Origin of the sequence: Streptomyces sp. S465 (assembly GCF_026898115.1) — a bacterium.
Lineage (GTDB): Bacteria > Actinomycetota > Actinomycetes > Streptomycetales > Streptomycetaceae > Streptomyces > Streptomyces luomodiensis.
In genome coordinates this window covers 6,980,472-6,996,563 of record NZ_CP114036.1, presented here as the reverse complement: position 1 = coordinate 6,996,563, position 16,092 = coordinate 6,980,472, and the positions used below count along the sequence as shown (strand labels likewise).

Genomic DNA, 16,092 nt, shown 5'->3' with positions numbered 1-16,092 from the left:
GGGATGGCCGTGGTGGCTGATGATGACCAAGGGACGGCGGATGATCGGCGAGCCGGAAGGTGCGGGCGGTACGGGGGGCCATGGCTGACAACACGTTCTGGATCGCGGCGCTCACCGGTTCCACCGCGGTGGTGGCCAGTTGGGTCACCAGCCGCGGCAACACCCGGGCCGCCCGGATCCAGGCGGACACCGCCGCGCTCGCCCAGCGCGCGGAGCGGCTGCGCGACAGCAGGCGCACCGCGTATCTCGAGCTGATCGAACAGACCCACCGCATGGGCGAGTTGTACTGGGAGGTCGCCGCCGTCCAGGAGAAGGAGAGCGGTACGGAGCGCCGCGCCGCCCTCCTGGACGAGCTGGCCGAGCGGGAACGCGATGAGTACGGCACGCTGCGCCGCTGTGTGCGCGTGGTCGAGCTGGAGGGCCCGGCCGCGGCGGCCACCGCCGCGAACGCGCTACAGAGGTCCACCGGCCCGTTCCACCGCGCCCTGAGCGCGATGCGCTCCGGAGAGCCGGAGGCGTTCCAGCGTTTCGACGCCGCCTTCAGGCCGTTCTGGCAGGCCCTCACGGACTTCGTCGACGCCGCGAAGACGGCTCTACAGGAGCCCTAGCGAATCGCCTACCGAACGGGCGTGAAGTCGCGTGCTCCGATGAACTCGGGGCGCCGGACCGGGGCCGCGAACGGCTCCACCGCCGGGTTGAGCACGCTGTTGAACACGATGAAGACGTTGCTGCGCGGATACGGCGTGATGTTGTCGGCGGAGCCGTGCATGCAGTTGCAGTCGAACCACGTGGCCGAGCCCGCACGGCCGGTGAACAGGCGGATGCCGTGCTCCTCGGCGAAGCGCGTCAGGGCCCGGTCGGACGGTGTGCCCGCGTCCTGCGCCTGGAGCGACTTCTTGTAGTTGTCCTTCGGCGTCCGGCCGGCGCACCCGATGAACGTCCGGTGCGACCCCGGCATGATCATGAGACCGCCGTTGGTGTCATGGTTCTCGGTCAGGGCGATGGACACGGACACCGCCCGCATCCGCGGCAGTCCGTCCTCCGCGTGCCACGTCTCGAAGTCCGAGTGCCAGTAGAAGCCGGACGCGCCGAAGCCCGGCTTGACGTTGATCCGTGACTGGTGGACGTACACCTCGGAGCCGAGGATCTCGCGAGCCCGGCCCACCACCCGCTCGTCGCGCACCAGGTCCGCGAAGACTTCGCTGATCTTGTGCACCTCGAACACCGACCGCACCTCCCGCGACGTCGGCTCGGCGATGCGGCGCTCGTCCGCGTACAGCGCCGGGTCGCGGACCAGCCGGTCGAGCTCGGCACGGTAGTGCGCGACCTCCTCCCCGGTCAGCAGGTGCTCGACGGTGAGGAAGCCGTCCCGCTCGTACGACTCCAGCTCGGGGCGGAGCGGCCCCCAGACGACCGGGTCCTGGCGGGGCGTCACGACCTCGCGGCTGCCCCGGGTCGGGTACGCGTCCCGCACGGCCGTGGTGGTCTCGGTCATGGGTCAGCCCTCCTCCGGGAGCAGCGGGTAGGCGCCGTTCTCGTCGTGGTCCTCCCGCCCGGTCAGGGGCGGGGTGAAGACGCACACGCACCGGAAGTCCGTCTTGGGGCGCAGCGTATGCCGCTCATGGCCGTCGAGCAGGTACATCGTGCCGGGCTTGATCCAGTGGGTCTCGCCCGTCTCGTCATTGGTGAGTTCGGCCTCTCCCGCGACGCACAGCACGGCCTCGACGTGGTGCGCGTACCACATCGACGTCTCCGTCCCCGCGTACAGCAGGGTCTCGTGCAGCGAGAAGCCGGCCTTGTCCTGGGCGAGCACGATGCGCTTGCTCTCCCAGGTCCCGGAGGCGGCCCGCACATGGCGTTCGGTGTTCTGGATCTCTGCGAAGGACCGGACAATCACGTGACCACGCCTTTCCCTTGCCCATCTGTCGCTCAGCCGGTCTCCCGTACCGATCGGGCGAGGATCCGCAGCCCCTCGTCCAGCTCGTGCGGGGCGACGGTGAGGGCCGGCAGCAGCTTCACCACCTCGTCCCGCGCCCCGGACGTCTCGACCAGCAGCCCGAGTTCGAAGGCTCGGCGGGCCACGGCCGAGGCACGGGAGGTGTCCGCGAACCCCAGGCCCCACACCAGGCCGCGGCCGCGGATGTCGGCGCCGAGCCGCGGGTGTTCGTCACGGATCGCGTGCAGCGCCTGTTCCACCTGTTCGCCGCGGACGCTGGTCTGTTTCTCCATCCCGTCGTCGGTCCAGTAGGTGTGCAGGGCGGCGGTCGCCGTGACGAAGGCGGGGTTGCTGCCGCGGAAGGTTCCGTTGTGCTCGCCCGGCTCCCAGATGTCCAGCTCGGGCCGGAACAGACACAGTGACATGGGCAGGCCGTAGCCGCTGATGGACTTCGACAGGGTGACGACGTCCGGTGTGATACCCGCTTCCTCGAAGGAGAAGAAGGCGCCGGTGCGTCCGCAGCCCATCTGGATGTCGTCCACGATCAGCAGCATGTCGTGCCGGTGGCACAGGTCGGCGAGGGCCCGCAGCCACTCGGAGCGGGCCACATGGACCCCACCCTCGCCCTGCACCGTTTCGACGATCACGGCGGCGGGTCTGTTCAGACCCGACCCCCGGTCCTCGAGCAGCCGCTCGAGCCAACGGAAATCCGGGACCCGGTCGACCTGGTCGTCGAGACAATCGTCGAGATAGTGGTCGAACGGCATGGGAATGCCGTGGACCAGCGGAATGCCCGCCCCGGCCCGCTTGAGGGCGTTGCCCGTGACGGCCAGCGCCCCGAGGGTCATGCCGTGGAAGGCGTTGGTGAACGAGACGATCGCCTCGCGCCCCTTCACCTTGCGGACCAGCTTCAGCGCGGCCTCGACCGCGGTGGTACCGGCGGGACCGGGGAACATCGCCTTGTACGGCAGGCCACGCGGGAACAGCACCAGATTCTGGAACGCCTCCAGGAAAGCCCGCTTGGCGGTGGTGGCCATGTCCAGGCTGTGCGTAATGCCGTCGCTTTCGATGTAGTCGACGAGCGCGCGTTTCAGCGCCGGATTGTTGTGGCCGTAGTTGAGTGATCCGGCACCCGAGAAGAAGTCGAGATAACTGCGGCCGTCCTCGTCGTGGAGATGGCTGCCCTGCGCCCTTTCGAAGACGGTGGGCCATCCTCGGCAGTAGCTGCGGACTTCCGATTCCAGGGTCTCGAAGACGCTCATGTCGGGCTGCTTGGTCGTCATGACACACACTCCTCGGTGCAGGAACACTCCTCGGTGCAGGAGGAATCCGCACGCTGAGATCCTGCCGACGATGCGCCTGGCTAACGCAGTGGTCCGATGCGGTACAGGTACTCGGGTTCATGGGAATCGGGGAAAAGCGCCGCCGGGAACAGCAGCTCTCGTGCCACCGGTGCCCGGTGCCGCGCGGCGAAGGAGAGGAACAACCGGTGCGATGCGGTGTTCTCCGGGCCGATGCTCGTCTCCACGCTCCGCGGGGCGCCCCGCGGAGCGGGACGGGCGGTGAGGTGGTCCAGCATGGCACCGGCCAGGCCGCGTCCGCGCTGTTCCGCGTCCACCGCGATCTGCCAGATCACGAGCGTGCCGGGCCGCTCGGGCCGACGGTAGCCGGTGGCGAAGCCGACCGGCGCACCGTCCGGCGCCCGCGCGACCACGGAGGTTCCGGCGAAATCCCGGAACCACAGGAGATAGCTGTAGGCGGAGTTCGCGTCGAGCACCCCGGATGCGCGGGCAATGCGCCAGACCGCGGCGCCGTCCTCGATCGCGGGTTCGCCCATGGATTGCGTCAGCGTCGCCATAGAACCAGCACCCACCTCTGCCATGTCTGCTTACCCGGAAATCGAGTACTGGCGAGTCGGCTGTCTGCTCGTCGCGACCGTTTCCTGATGGAGGTGACTACACCATTTTACGTCCGCGGTCTCCGCTCGGCCACAGCGGCCGACGGATGCGGATGGTGCTCACTCCCCGAGCAGCGCTCCGGCGAGGTGCGTGGCCAGCGCTTCGGCCATGGGACGCAGCCCCATGGCACGCGGGAGCACGTGGTCGTCGTAGTCGCCGTCCTCGATGGACTCTGCGTTGTTGAACAGGACACGCACATCGGGATCAAGCATGGTGACGAACCAGGACATGAATTCGGCCGCGTCCAGGGCAGCGTAACCGTGCAGCCCCAGACTGCGGGGGTCGTAACTCCCGGACCTCTGTGCGCCGTTACTGAAGGTCATGGCGAACTCGACTTCCGCTGGGGTGCCGTCGTCACCCTCGATCAGCCGCGTCGTGCAATTTGGCCACCGATCCCTCGCCGCCTCTGCGAAACGCTCGGGTGTGACCTGCCATCGTTCACCTTCGACCGGGGCAAAGTAGTAGTTTGTGATGACGAGCGCGGCTTCATCGGGGGTCATTATTCACTCTTTCCTCAGTCGCTCTAGGCGGGGTGGTACCGGACGCTGCCCGGTACTCCTTTTTGTGCCATCAGATATTGCCAGTACGCCATGGTCTCTGGGCCGTTCGTAATGATCTCCAGTCCCCTGATCTTGCTTCCCTCAGCCTTTATCGCGCGACCGTAGTCCTGGATCTCAATTGCGTCAGCCTTGTGTGGCCCCTTCTCCCACGCCTTCTTGTCCTCTTCTGGAAGCTGGAGCTTTTCCAAGGTACGCGCCGTCTTGCAAGAGTCCGGGTCCTTGACGTACTTTCCGTCGAGGACGTACCCGTCCTCTGAACGCAGCCCATCCGCCTGCTGCACGTCCTTCCCACCTTCCATGGGCGGGAGAGGGAGATCATATTCGGGATAACCGGCGGTGTCAGCCTGATAGCGATTGGCCGCGTCCTGCTCGGTCCGATGGTTGGCGAAGTCGTGTTGATGCAGACCGGACATCCACTTGCGGAAGTCAGCCTGTTCTTTGGCACTCAGCCGCTTCGTACCCGACTCCGGGGGAATCGGCCCCTTGGGGTTGACGCCGGGGCGAGGCGGTCCCGGGCTCGGAGGTTTGCGATTAGCGTAGAAGGCAGCGAAGATACCGCTCGTTCCCGATGAAGCCGGAGCCTTCGCCACCACGGGAATGGAGGGCAACGGCACACGCAGGGGAACCGCCGGGAAGATCGACGGGAGGTCCGGATCCCAGGGACCCGAAGGCTCGGGCAGCTTCGCCTTGCGCCCCGAGCCGTCGAGGACACCGGGAATGCGCCCGAGCCCGTTGATGCGCGTGTCGCCGCAGACAGCATCGTTGAGACCGTGGTCGTTGTCGTTGTCCAGCAAGGAGTCACCGAGGGACATCCCGCCCGCCATCCAATCGGCCTTGGCGTCCTCCACGTGCCCGGCATAGGCATAGCAGGCATCGGCGATCTCATGGCAAGCCGTGGCCAGGTTCGCCAACAATGCCTCGCCCTCGGCGGTCTCGGCCGGACGGTCGCCTGCGCCTATGAATAAGTCGAAATAGTCGACAAACGCCGTAACAGCTCGCCCGGCCCAATCTCTGACCAGGAGCCGCTGACCCGTCTGCGCGCTGATACGGGTATCGTCCAGCAGGTCTCCAGCTTTACGCCAAGCCTTGCCCGCCTCCTTGGCCTTTCCCGCGTCTCCGCGTGGCCCCTGGGTGACGAAATCGTCGAGCCAGTCCTCTTTGGCCACGACCTCCGGAAGGTCGTCCTCGCTGCCCACCGGATTGCACTCGCTACCCGCAGCGGTACCTTTGAGCATGTTGATGGCCTCGTCCGGCGAGAACTGCTTCAGCATCGAAGCCGCGACCTTGCTCTCCGTCGCAAGGAAGTCGAAGGCCATCTCCATCACCGTGGCGGAGAGGTTGCCCATGGTGTACGTGGAAAAGGCCATCTGGGCTACGGCCTCACGGGCGGCACCCTGGTACATCTTCGCGAAGTTGCGACCACCTTCATCGTCTCCGGCCATGCCCTTGGACGTCTCCAACGCGACCACCAGGGCGTTGACGACCTCCACCAGGAAGTTCATGTGCGTAGTGAAGCCACCGGATATACCCACCAACTGGTCTGATTTGACACGCACGTCCGCCATTTGCCGCTCCTCCCCCGGCAGAGGTCCCACCCCGCACCGAACAGCCTATCGACAGCAACACTGTTGTGTGCACAGCGACTTGGCGATTCCAAAAGTCTCGCCAACCGGGATTGGAGAATGCCCCGCCTCGGAAGCGGCGCAACCGCCGCTGCATGGCATCCTCCCCAGCCGGCGCACAGCTGCGGCTTGGTCTTCACGCCATACAGCGGGACATCCCCCGTCTCACTGCCAGACCGTCACTGCGGCAGGTCCAGTTCGGCGCGGACGGTCTTGCCGACGGGTGTGCGATCCAGCACCGTCCAGCGGTCGGCGAGGCTGTCGACCAGGAGGAGTCCCCGCCGGGTCTCGGAGAGGGCCGGCGGGGCGGCGACCGCACCGGGGCTCGGGGGCCGTTTCTCGCCACGGGTGTCCGACACCTCGATGCGGAGCACGGTCTCGGCGAGCGTGAGGCGCAGTTCGAAGTCCCGGCCGGGGACGCGGCCATGCGTGGCGGCGTTCGTGGCCAGCTCGGCGACGACCAGGGCGGCCGCGTCCGAGGTCCGCGTGCCGTGCGGGATGCCCCAGTCCTGGAGCTGATGGAGCGTGAGCCGCCGGGCGAGGCGCGCCCCGAGCGGAGTGGAGCTGAACCGCTGCGTGAACAGACGTACAGTGACGGCGCCCTGGCCGGTGGGGGGTGGTGTCATGCGGCCACTGTGGCCTGCGGTTTCGCCTGCGCGCCACGGAGACACTGCGTACGCTGAGTCAGCGTACGCGCACAGATGGTGGACGGTACTCGTGACCGACCGTAAGCCTGTGTGCGGTCAGGAGGGGCGAGGCGGGGCGGGTTGCACAGGAGGTGGCCGACGATGGCCGAAGACGGTGTCGGCGTGGAAGGTGCGGACGAAGGGGCGGACAGAGTTCCGGGGCCGTCCTGCGGCGGGGAGCCACAATCCTCCGACAGTCTGCGGACGTTCGGGGCGTTCGTCCAGGCCCTACGGGAACATGCGGGACTGAGCCGGGCGGAACTCGCGGACCTGGTGCGGTTCTCGAAGCACACGATCGCGTCGGTGGAACAGGGACGGCGCATGCCGGATCTGTCCCTTGTGGAGCGGGCGGAGGAGGTACTGGGAAACACCGGCGCGCTGCGGAAGGCGGCCGAGCATCTGTCCCGGCAGCAGGGACTGGCGAGCTGGTTCCGGCAGTGGGCACGGCTGGAGGCGGTGGCGCTCGCCCTGTATACGTACGAGTGCCGGTTGATTCCGGGGTTATTGCAGACCGAGGCGTATGCGCGGGCGCTGTACGGTAACCAACTGCCGCCCATGAACGATGCCCAGATCGAGTCCCAGTGGGCAGTACGGGCCCAACGTCAACGGCTGTTGTCGGAGCGGGACAATACGGCGTTCAGCTTCATCATCGAGGAGCATCTGTTTCTACGGCGGACCGGCGGGGCGGAGGTCACACGGAAACTGATCGACCACGTACTGGCAGTCGCCGAGTTGCGGAACGTGGAGATCCAGGTCATGCCATTGGCACGGGAACACGCGGGCATGGCTGGCCCCGTGCAGCTCCTGGAGACGCCGGAGAACCGCTGGTTCGCCTACTGCGAAGGCCAGGAGAGCGGTCAGTTCATCGCGGATCCGAAAGTGGTCAGCGTGCTCCATATGCGGTATGCCAGGATGCGCTCGCAGGCTCTGACTCTCAAAGACTCTTTGAGCCTGTTGCAGCGGATGCGAGGGGAGCTATGAACACGTCGGGACTGGCCTGGTTCAAGAGCAGCTACAGCAGTAGTGCTTCCAACGACTGCGTCGAGGTGGCCACCTGCCCCGACATGGTCCACGTACGCGACTCCAAGGACAAGGAGGGCCCACAGCTCGCCTTCTCCCCCACCGCGTGGGCCGACTTCGTCACCCACACGGCCAAGCGCTGACAAGGGCCTGTCTCGTACCAGAGCGCTCCGGTACGGGACAGGCCGCCCCCGCGCCTCAGCCGTTCTCGCGCGCCGGCTCCAGCACCGCCACGCACTCCACGTGGTGCGTGACCGGGAAGAGGTCGAAGGCGCGCATCCGGCGTGGGGTGTAGCCCGCCTCGCGGAAGTACTTCAGGTCGCGGGCGAGCGCCGCCGGGTCGCAGGCGACGTAGGCGATACGGCGGGCGCCCAGGGCGGCGAGCCGGGTGACCGTCTCCTTGCCCGCGCCCGCGCGGGGCGGGTCCAGGACGATAAGGTCGGCCTCGGTGATCCCGGTGCGGGGCAGCACCTGCTCGACCTTGCCGTGCTCGATGCGGACGCGCTCCAGGTCCTGGAGGTTGTGGCGGGCGTCCTCGACCGCGCGCTTGGCCGATTCGATGCCCAGGACCGCGCCGCGCTCCCCCACCCGCTCCGCGATCGCGCCCGCGAAGAGGCCGACGCCGCAGTACAGGTCGAGGGCCGTCTCGCCCTTGCGGGGCATCAGCCCTTGCATGACGGCCTCCACGAGGACGTCCGCCGCCTTGGGGTGGACCTGCCAGAAGCCGCCCTCGCCGACCCGCCAGGTGCGGCCCGCCGCGCGTTCGCGGACGAAGGGGCGGCCGTGGACGCGGTGCACCACAGGGGTCCGGTTACGGCCGCGGGTCTCGCCGACCCGCAGCACGGAGACCGGCCGGTCCAGCTCGACCAGCGGCAGCCGGCCGCCGGGGCGCGGGGTGAGGACGACCTGCCGGTCGGAGGAGCCGGTGGCGGCGATGGCCTCCACGGTGGCGATCTGCGGCCATTCGCGCTTCTCGACGCCGAGCTCGCTGACGCCGGGGGCCGCGATCAGACAGTGGTCGACCGGCTCGACCTCGTGCGAGCGGTGCCGGCGCAGTCCGGGCCGGCCCTGCTCGTCCACCGCGTAACTCACCCGGGTGCGCCAGGCCGGGACCTCGCCGCGCGGCACCTTGTCACCGGGTGCGGGCTCGACCGTGCCGTCCCAGCGGGCCTCCTCGGGGGTCAGTCCGGCCAGCCGGCTCAGCTGCTCGGTGATCACCTCGGCCTTCAGCCGGCGCTGGGCGCCGGGGGCCACGTGCTGCCAGTCGCAGCCGCCGCATTTGCCGGGGCCGGCGAACGGGCAGGGCGCCTCGACCCGGTCCTTGGCGGGATCCAGCACCCGCACCGCGTCGGCGCGCAGGAAGCGCGCGCCCTCCTCGCCCTCGGTGACCCGGGCGACGACCCGTTCACCGGGCAGTGTGTGCCGGACGAAGAGCACCTGGCCGTCGGCGGTCCGGGCGATGCAGTGGCCGCCGTGCGCCACCGGGCCGACCTCGACCTCGTACTCCTCGCCGACCAGCGATGCCTTGGGTTCACTCTGCATGGCGGGTTCAGGCTCCAGAGGGGGTGAGGGGGCGCGACGGGACAGCGGTCCACCGGTCGGTGGGACAACAGCCCACCAGTCTACGTCGCGCCGGCCCGCACCCGGCACGCCGGACGGCCGGGGAGCAGGGGCAGGGGGCCGGAGAGGCTACGGTCCCGGAACCCGCGAGGTGACGCCCGGCTGCTCGCCCTTCGGCCCCTTCTCGCCCTTCTCCCGCTTGGCCGGGATCACCGGACCGCGCCGCACCGCGCCCGGCGCGTTCCACTCGGCCCGCTTGCGCGCCCGCTTCCGGGCCAGCTCGGAGGAGTCCAGCTGCCACGGCACGGAGGTCACCATGACGCCCGGGGTGAACAGCAGCCGGCCCTTGAGCCGCAGCGCGCTCTGGTTGTGCAGCAGGTGTTCGTACCAGTGGCCGACCACGTACTCGGGGATGAAGACGGAGACCACATCGCGCGGCCGCTCCCGGCGCAGGCTCTTGACGTAGTCGATGACCGGCCGGGTGATCTCGCGGTAGGGCGAGTCGAGGATCTTCAGCGGCACGTCGATGCCGCGCTCGTGCCACACCGTCTGCAGCGCCTTGGTCTCGGCGGGGTCGACGTTGATGCTCAGCGCCTCCAGCCGGTGGGAGCGCATCAGCTTGGCGTAGGCCAGGGCGCGCAGCGTCGGCTTGTGGACCTTGGAGACCAGGACGATGGAGTGCACCCGGGAGGGGCGCACCTCCTCCTCGTCGAGCTGTTCGGTGGCGGCCGCGAGCTCCTCGGAGACGCCGTCGTAGTGGCGCCGGATGGCCGTCATGGTGACGTAGAAGATGACCATGCCGAGCAGGGCGACCCAGGCGCCGTGGGTGAACTTCGTCAGCAGCACCACGACCAGCACCAGACCGGTGAAGAAGGCGCCGAAGGCGTTGATCGCGCGGGAGCGGACCATGCGGCGGCGGACGTTCGGGTCCCGCTCGGTCGCCAGGTGGCGGTTCCAGTGCCGCACCATGCCGGTCTGGCTGAGGGTGAAGGAGACGAAGACGCCGACGATGTAGAGCTGGATCAGCCGGGTGGAGTCGGCCCCGTAGAGGTAGACCAGGACGGCGGCGGCCGAGGCGAGCAGCACGATGCCGTTGGAGAAGGCGAGCCGGTCCCCCCGGGTGTGCAGCTGCCGGGGCAGATAGCGGTCCTGGGCGAGGATCGAGCCGAGCAGCGGGAAGCCGTTGTACGCGGTGTTGGCGGCCAGGAACAGCACCAGCGCGGTGGCCGCGGCCAGCACCACGAAGAGGAACGAGCCGTCGCCGAAGACGGCGGCCGCGACCTGCGAGATCACCGGGTTCTGGGTGTAGTCGGCGCCGAGCGGTGCCCCGTTCTTCAGCAGGTCGTGGGCGGGGTTCTCGGCCATCTTGACGTCGGTGGTCAGGGCGAGGGTGATGATGCCGACGAACATGGTCACGGCGAGCCCGCCCATCAGCGCCAGCGTCGTCGCCGCGTTCCGGCTCTTGGGCTTGCGGAAGGCGGGCACACCGTTGCTGATCGCCTCGACGCCGGTCAGGGCGGCGCAGCCGTCGGAGAACGCGCGCAGCAGCAGGAAGATCAGCGCGAAGCCGGCCAGACCGGTCTGCTCGGCGTGGACCTCGTAGCCCGCGGTGGGGGCCTTCATGTGGTCGCCCAGGACCAGCCCGCGGTAGGCGCCCCAGAGGATCATCACGAAGACGCCGCCGACGAAGACATAGGTGGGGATCGCGAAGAGCTTGCCCGACTCCCGTACGCCCCGCAGGTTCATCAGCGTCAGCAGCAGGATGATCCCGACCGCGCACAGGGTCTTGTTCTCGACGAAGAACGGGACGGCCGAGCCGAGGTTCTCCACCCCTGAGGAGATCGACACCGCGACCGTGAGGACGTAGTCGACGAGCAGGGCGCTGGCGACGGTCAGACCCGCCTTGGGGCCCAGGTTGGTGGTGGCGACCTCGTAGTCACCACCGCCGCTGGGGTAGGCGTGCACGTTCTGGCGGTAGGAGGCGACCACCGTGAACATCAGCACGACGATGGCGACCGTGATCCACGGGCTGAAGTGGTAGGCCGACGCACCCGCCACGGACAGGACGATCATCACCTGCCCCGGCGCGTACGCGACGGAGGACAGGGGGTCGGACGCGAAGACGGGGAGCGCGATGCGCTTGGGGAGGAGCGTCTCCCCCAGCTTGTCGCTACGCAGGGCCCGCCCGATCAGGATCCGTTTCGGGAGGTCGGTCAGTTTGGACACGCTGAGGATCGTAAGGGGTAGCCCGTGCCCCCGCCCACCCGCCCACCCTCGGAAAACTCAAGGGGCGGGAGAACGGCTTGGAAGCGACTCAGCTCCCCCTGTCCGGCCGCGAGCCAGAGGCCGCTGCTGGGTGGGGTCCTTGCAGACGCGGAGGTCGGTGAGCAGCTGTTCGAGCGGACGTCGGCCGCTCATCGCCCACGCCACCAATCCCCCAGGGGGCTCCACGGGCGTCGCCGGTCCCCGCTCTTGGAGCCGGACGGCCTCGCCGTGGAGGTCCCGGCCGGAGGGACCGATGACAAGGGGGGCACGGGGGCGGACGCGGGGACGGGGCCGGAGGCGGGCCCGGAGGCAGGCCCAGGGGCAGGCTTGGCCAGGACCGGGAAGCGTACCGGCAGGGATGTCAAGGCCCGGTGGAAGGGGCCCGGCCGCCAGGTCAGCCGCTCGGCGGGCACGGCGAGTTCCAGATCGGGGATGCGGTCGAGGAGCTTCTCGATGGCGACCGAGGCGATGGCCCGAGCGGTGCCGTCGGCCGGGCAGCGGTGTTCGCCCGCGCTCCAGGCCAGGTGGGCGCGGTTGCCGATACGGTCCGCCCCGGCCAGCTCGGGGTCGTTGTTGGCGGCCGCGTAACTGATGAGGACCGGATCCCCCATGCGCAGCCACGCGCCCCCGATCTCGACGTCGTACCGGGCGAACCGGGCGCCGAAGTTGGCCAGCGGCGGATCGGTCCACAGCACCTCGTCCAGGGCGTCCTGGACGGGCAGGCTGCCGCCGGACAGCTCGCCGGCGAACCGGTCGTCCGACAGCAGCAGCCGCAGCGCGTTGGCGATCAGGTTCATCTGGGCCTCGGTGCCGGCCGCCAGCAGCAGGGCGATCTGCTGCATCAGCTCCTCGTCGGACAGCTCGGAGGGGTGCGCGATCATCCAGGAGGTGACATCCGCGTCGGGCCGGTGGCGCTTGGCCTCGACGAGGTCCGCCAGGTAGCGCAGCATGTCGGCGTTGGCCTGGGTGGTCTCGTCGCTGGTGGCGTCGAACATGATCGCCGTGACCCGGACCAGTTCGCTGCCCTGCTCGGGCGTGGAGCCGAAGAGCTGGTTGAACACCAGCAGCGGGATGATCGCGGCGTACTCGCTCAGCAGATCGGCCTCGCCGCGCTCCGCGAAGGAGTCGATGGCCGTCTCGGCACTGCGCTCCACGTACTCGCTCAGCGCGTGCGGATCTATACGGCTGAGGCTGTCGTTGATCGCGCCGCGGTAGCGGGCGTGCGCCGCGCCGTCGGAGAACAGGGCGTTGGGCCGGTACATCATGATGCCCAGCACCGGGCTGTCCTCGGGGATCCGGCCCTCGCTGAGGGCGGCCCAGCTGCGCGGGTCCTTGGTGAACCGCTCGGTGTCCCGCAGGACGTCCAGCGCCAGGGAGTAGCCGGTGACCAGCCAGGCGTTCACGCCCGGGGCGAGTTCCACCGGGATGATCGGCCCCGCCGCGCGCATCCGCGCGTAGTGCCCGTGCGGGTCGGCGGCGAAGTCGGAGCCGTACATGGGCACCCGGGCGCCGCCGCCGAGGTAGCCGACGGCCGGGCCGCCGGTGTGCGCCGGGCAGCCCGGTGGCGGGACGGCTCCGGTGGCGGCCTCGGCGTTCGGGCGGTAGGTCACACTCTCTCCTGTGAGGTACGGGCCGGTCTTTCCGGTGAGGTACGGGTCTGCTTCTCCGGTGAGGTACGGGCCGGCCTCTCCAGCGAGGTACGGGCCGGTCGGGACGTGCCGATGGCCACGTGTCCGACGGCCAGGGTCCCCGCCGCCGCCCGCACCGTGGGAAGCGGATGGACCGCGCCGTCAGAGACGAGCGCGGAGGCCATCGAGCACCTCCTGGAGGAGCTGGGTGTCGGGGAGTTCGGCGGCGGGGATCGGGGACCGCGTGGAGACGTGCCCGCTGTCCACGAGGTCGCCGAGCAGCACCTTGGTGACGCTGACGGGCAGCTCCAGATGCCCGGCGACCTCGGCGACCGAGAGCGCGCCGCCCAGGCACAGCTCCATGACCCGCCGTTTCTCGGGGCTGAGTCCGGTGAGCGGCCGGTCGGGGTGGGCCATGACCAGGGTCACCAGGTCGAAGGTGTTGCGGGTCGGGTAGGCACGGCCGTCGGTCACCACATACGGCCGTACCAGTCCGCGTTCGCGCCGCCCTGGACTCATGAACTGCCGATTCCGTGTCGCGCGATGCCCTGCCGCGGCGGGCTGGTGAGCTCCTTGCCGAGCCGGTCGACCAGCTTCTGCATCCGGTAGCTGACCGCCTCCATGTCCACCGCCTCGGTGGCCGAGACCGCCAGATACGCGCCGGGCCCGGCGGCGGTCAGGAAGACGTACCCGCCGACGAACTCGACCAGCGTCTGCTGCCAGGGCGTCTCCTGCGGATCGCAGAACTCGGAGGTGGAGCGGCTGATCGACTGGAGCCCGGAGAGTGCTGCGGCCTGGCGCTCGGCCTCGTCGCGGGCGATGCCCTCGGAGTGCGCCCGTAGCATCCCGTCCGCGGAGAGCAGGATCGCGTGCCGTGCCTCCGGCATCTTGACGACCTCGTCGAGCATCCAGCCGAGCTCGTTGGTGAGATGGTCGTTCATGCCTGGCGATTCCCTTCTTCGTGGTGAGGGGCGGAATCCTGGTTGGCGGCACGGCCGGAGCGGGTACCGCGGGCGAACGCGCCCATCCGCGCCGCGGTTTCCTCGGCCGAGCGCACGCGGTACGCGCCCGTGCCGGGTTCGGCGGCGCCGGTCCGCCCGGCTCCGGTGGACCAGTCGGCGGCCGGCGGGGCGGCGGCGGCCTGCCGACGGCGGCGCTTGGGCAGACCGCCCGCCGTGGAGCCGTACACGCGCGTGCCCTCGTCGTCCAAGGGCGCCCGGGGCGCCGGAGGCCGGGGCTGGGCCTGGGGCTGCGGCCGACCCTGGGGCCGGCCCTGGAACTGGGGCTGGGCCTGGGGCGGGGCGGCCGGCGCCGGTGTCCTGGGGGCGAAGGTGCGGCGGGACGGCAGGGTGCGCAGCGGCTCGGCGCCCTCGGCGCCCTCGGAGGCGTGGGCCGCGGCGCCCGGCTGTCTCCCGTCGGCGTCGAGGCGGGTGAGCAGCTCGGCCGGGAGGAACAGCACGGCGCGCACACCGCCGTACGGGGACCGGGTGTCCACCGAGACGGTGAAGCCGTACCGCGCGGCCAGCAGGCCCACGACGGGGAAGCCGAACTGCGGCGGGTCGCCGAGCCGGGAGACGTCCACGGCGTGGCTGCCGGAGAGGAGGGCGGCGGCCCGCTGGACCTCCAGGCCGTCCATGCCGACACCGGCGTCGTCGATCACGATGCAGGCCCCGTTGTGCACCGGCTGGAGGCTGACCTCCACGGTGGTGTTGGGCTGCGAGTGGCGGGCGGCGTTGTCCAGCAGCTCGGCGACCGCGAGCACGACGGGCTCCACGGCCCGGCTCACCACGGCGAGGTCGGTCAGGGTGTGCACCTGCACCCGCTGGTAGTCGCGGATACGCGACTTGGAGCCGCGGACCACGTCGGTGAGCGAGGAGGCCACCCGCTGGCGGCCGGGCCAGGACCCACAGAGCACTGCGATGGCCTGGGCGCGCCGGCCGAACTGGGCGTTGGCGTGGTCGATCTCCAGCAGGTCCCGCAGCACATCGGGGTTGTCGTGCCGCTCCTGCATCTCGGAGATGAAGACCTGCTGTTCGTTCGCGAGCCCCTGGACGGCGCGCATGGACGACTTGAGCGCCGCCTTGGCGGACGCCTCGGCCCGCGCCTGCGCCTTGTCCACCGCTCGGGTGAACTGTTCCGTGACGGCGTGCAGGCTCTGCGCGAAGGCCGTACCGGCCAGCTTCTCGTCCCGCAGGCCCGGCAGCGGGCCGGGCTGGCTCAGCGCGTCCCCGATCGCGGGCAGCCGTACGTCGACGAGGTGCCGCACCTCCTCGTCACGGGCCCGCACGCTGTCCTCGAGCGTGACGTTGCGTCTGCGAACGCCGGCGGTGATCTGCCGCTGGCGGATCAGGAGCACCAGGACGACGAGGAACGCGACGGCAAGACACCAGCTCACCGCCTCCGATATGTGATCAGTCATCAGGAACCTCGTGCAAAAGAACGCGGGCGCGGAAGGAACTAGTCAGTGCCCTGATGTCCCGTCCAAAAACGGAATACGGCGATCATCTTAACCATGTCGTGACCATGCGTCCGACATCCGTCACACAGTTCGAACCTGCGGTACGGACCCGGCACTTGTCGTGTCGTTTCGGTGAAGGCCCTGGATGCCAGGCGAAGATGAAGGGGCGCGACCACGAATGGAGCGTCGCGGTCCGGGCCCACCGTAGTGGTCCGAGCCGGTCGCCGACAGCGTTTTCACTGCGCGTCCGCATGCGGAAATGATCGTTACTTGATCAGCCTCGGTACTTCTGTGATCACTTCCGACCACACCCGCTCATCACCGCTCACGACTGATCACCCCTGATCACTATGGGAACTTTCCCGCTATGTCGCACGTCACCCCGTTCGTTCGGGACCC

Annotated in this window: 16 protein-coding genes; 3 read left to right on the top strand and 13 right to left on the bottom strand. The window is 69.4% G+C overall.

Features of this window, described 5'->3' with window-relative positions; genetic code table 11:
- The first annotated feature begins 80 nt into the window (after positions 1 to 80).
- Entirely contained in the window at positions 81 to 608 is a 528-nt protein-coding gene (locus N6H00_RS29625) for a hypothetical protein (protein WP_268974885.1), read from the top strand.
- A gap of 8 nt (positions 609 to 616) precedes the next feature.
- Here N6H00_RS29625 and thpD read toward each other — a convergent pair whose 3' ends face one another.
- From thpD to N6H00_RS29590, 7 genes are all read right to left on the bottom strand, one after another.
- On the bottom strand, positions 617 to 1,495 hold the full coding sequence (thpD, locus tag N6H00_RS29620; RefSeq protein WP_268974884.1) for an ectoine hydroxylase: 879 nt from the start codon (positions 1,493 to 1,495) through the stop codon (positions 617 to 619).
- A 3-nt stretch (positions 1,496 to 1,498) separates the two neighbouring features.
- Positions 1,499 to 1,897, bottom strand: a complete 399-nt coding sequence (locus N6H00_RS29615) for an ectoine synthase (RefSeq protein ID WP_268974883.1) — start codon at positions 1,895 to 1,897, stop codon at positions 1,499 to 1,501.
- A gap of 32 nt (positions 1,898 to 1,929) precedes the next feature.
- The gene (gene ectB, locus N6H00_RS29610) at positions 1,930 to 3,219 is read right to left on the bottom strand and encodes a diaminobutyrate--2-oxoglutarate transaminase (protein ID WP_268974882.1); all 1,290 of its coding nucleotides are present in this window, start codon (positions 3,217 to 3,219) and stop codon (positions 1,930 to 1,932) included.
- A gap of 80 nt (positions 3,220 to 3,299) precedes the next feature.
- On the bottom strand, positions 3,300 to 3,794 hold the full coding sequence (gene ectA / locus N6H00_RS29605; protein WP_268974881.1) for a diaminobutyrate acetyltransferase: 495 nt from the start codon (positions 3,792 to 3,794) through the stop codon (positions 3,300 to 3,302).
- A gap of 159 nt (positions 3,795 to 3,953) precedes the next feature.
- A complete protein-coding gene (locus tag N6H00_RS29600; RefSeq protein ID WP_268974880.1) occupies positions 3,954 to 4,394 on the bottom strand; it encodes a hypothetical protein in 441 nt (146 codons plus the stop codon).
- 23 nt (positions 4,395 to 4,417) lie between these two features.
- On the bottom strand, positions 4,418 to 6,019 hold the full coding sequence (locus N6H00_RS29595) for a restriction endonuclease fold toxin-2 domain-containing protein (protein ID WP_268974879.1): 1,602 nt from the start codon (positions 6,017 to 6,019) through the stop codon (positions 4,418 to 4,420).
- A 236-nt stretch (positions 6,020 to 6,255) separates the two neighbouring features.
- Positions 6,256 to 6,702 carry an ATP-binding protein gene (locus tag N6H00_RS29590; protein ID WP_268974878.1) on the bottom strand — a complete coding sequence of 149 codons (447 nt, stop codon included), beginning with the start codon at positions 6,700 to 6,702 and terminating at the stop codon, positions 6,256 to 6,258.
- Positions 6,703 to 6,864: 162 nt separating this feature from the next.
- On the opposite strand from N6H00_RS29590, the gene N6H00_RS29585 reads away from it, so the two are divergent.
- Both N6H00_RS29585 and N6H00_RS29580 read left to right on the top strand, forming a co-directional pair.
- Complete coding sequence (locus N6H00_RS29585; protein ID WP_268974877.1) at positions 6,865 to 7,743, top strand: helix-turn-helix domain-containing protein; 879 nt, start codon at positions 6,865 to 6,867, stop codon at positions 7,741 to 7,743.
- The gene (locus N6H00_RS29580; RefSeq protein WP_268974876.1) at positions 7,740 to 7,925 is read left to right on the top strand and encodes a DUF397 domain-containing protein; all 186 of its coding nucleotides are present in this window, start codon (positions 7,740 to 7,742) and stop codon (positions 7,923 to 7,925) included. Before N6H00_RS29585 ends, N6H00_RS29580 begins: the two co-directional genes overlap by 4 nt.
- Before the next feature lie 55 nt (positions 7,926 to 7,980).
- Here the strand turns inward: N6H00_RS29580 and N6H00_RS29575 are convergent, their stop codons facing one another.
- The 6 genes from N6H00_RS29575 to N6H00_RS29550 all read right to left on the bottom strand — a co-directional run bounded on the left by N6H00_RS29575 (position 7,981) and on the right by N6H00_RS29550 (position 15,654).
- Complete coding sequence (locus N6H00_RS29575) at positions 7,981 to 9,324, bottom strand: class I SAM-dependent RNA methyltransferase (protein WP_268974875.1); 1,344 nt, start codon at positions 9,322 to 9,324, stop codon at positions 7,981 to 7,983.
- 147 nt (positions 9,325 to 9,471) lie between these two features.
- Positions 9,472 to 11,568: an APC family permease gene (locus N6H00_RS29570; protein ID WP_268974874.1), complete on the bottom strand. Its 2,097-nt coding sequence runs from the start codon at positions 11,566 to 11,568 to the stop codon at positions 9,472 to 9,474.
- Between the two features lie 188 nt (positions 11,569 to 11,756).
- Positions 11,757 to 13,217 carry a cytochrome P450 gene (locus tag N6H00_RS29565; protein ID WP_329618569.1) on the bottom strand — a complete coding sequence of 487 codons (1,461 nt, stop codon included), beginning with the start codon at positions 13,215 to 13,217 and terminating at the stop codon, positions 11,757 to 11,759.
- A gap of 180 nt (positions 13,218 to 13,397) precedes the next feature.
- The gene (locus N6H00_RS29560; protein WP_268974873.1) at positions 13,398 to 13,754 is read right to left on the bottom strand and encodes a DUF742 domain-containing protein; all 357 of its coding nucleotides are present in this window, start codon (positions 13,752 to 13,754) and stop codon (positions 13,398 to 13,400) included.
- Positions 13,751 to 14,176, bottom strand: coding sequence for a roadblock/LC7 domain-containing protein (locus N6H00_RS29555; protein ID WP_268974872.1), 426 nt, complete (start codon positions 14,174 to 14,176; stop codon positions 13,751 to 13,753). The genes N6H00_RS29560 and N6H00_RS29555 overlap by 4 nt, the downstream gene beginning before the upstream one ends.
- Entirely contained in the window at positions 14,173 to 15,654 is a 1,482-nt protein-coding gene (locus N6H00_RS29550) for an ATP-binding protein (protein ID WP_268974871.1), read from the bottom strand. The genes N6H00_RS29555 and N6H00_RS29550 overlap by 4 nt, the downstream gene beginning before the upstream one ends.
- Positions 15,655 to 16,092 lie beyond the last annotated feature (438 nt).

Bases quoted from the DNA above. Each gene is read 5' to 3' on its own strand.
- N6H00_RS29625 (WP_268974885.1), top strand. From the start codon at position 81: ATGGCTGACAACACGTTCTGGATCGCGGCGCTCACCGGTTCCACCGCG.
- thpD (WP_268974884.1), bottom strand. From the start codon at position 1,495: ATGACCGAGACCACCACGGCCGTGCGGGACGCGTACCCGACCCGGGGC.
- ectB (WP_268974882.1), bottom strand. From the start codon at position 3,219: ATGACGACCAAGCAGCCCGACATGAGCGTCTTCGAGACCCTGGAATCG.
- ectA (WP_268974881.1), bottom strand. From the start codon at position 3,794: ATGGCGACGCTGACGCAATCCATGGGCGAACCCGCGATCGAGGACGGC.
- N6H00_RS29600 (WP_268974880.1), bottom strand. From the start codon at position 4,394: ATGACCCCCGATGAAGCCGCGCTCGTCATCACAAACTACTACTTTGCC.
- N6H00_RS29595 (WP_268974879.1), bottom strand. From the start codon at position 6,019: ATGGCGGACGTGCGTGTCAAATCAGACCAGTTGGTGGGTATATCCGGT.
- N6H00_RS29590 (WP_268974878.1), bottom strand. From the start codon at position 6,702: ATGACACCACCCCCCACCGGCCAGGGCGCCGTCACTGTACGTCTGTTC.
- N6H00_RS29585 (WP_268974877.1), top strand. From the start codon at position 6,865: ATGGCCGAAGACGGTGTCGGCGTGGAAGGTGCGGACGAAGGGGCGGAC.
- N6H00_RS29580 (WP_268974876.1), top strand. From the start codon at position 7,740: ATGAACACGTCGGGACTGGCCTGGTTCAAGAGCAGCTACAGCAGTAGT.
- N6H00_RS29575 (WP_268974875.1), bottom strand. From the start codon at position 9,324: ATGCAGAGTGAACCCAAGGCATCGCTGGTCGGCGAGGAGTACGAGGTC.
- N6H00_RS29560 (WP_268974873.1), bottom strand. From the start codon at position 13,754: ATGAGTCCAGGGCGGCGCGAACGCGGACTGGTACGGCCGTATGTGGTG.
- N6H00_RS29555 (WP_268974872.1), bottom strand. From the start codon at position 14,176: ATGAACGACCATCTCACCAACGAGCTCGGCTGGATGCTCGACGAGGTC.
- N6H00_RS29550 (WP_268974871.1), bottom strand. From the start codon at position 15,654: ATGACTGATCACATATCGGAGGCGGTGAGCTGGTGTCTTGCCGTCGCG.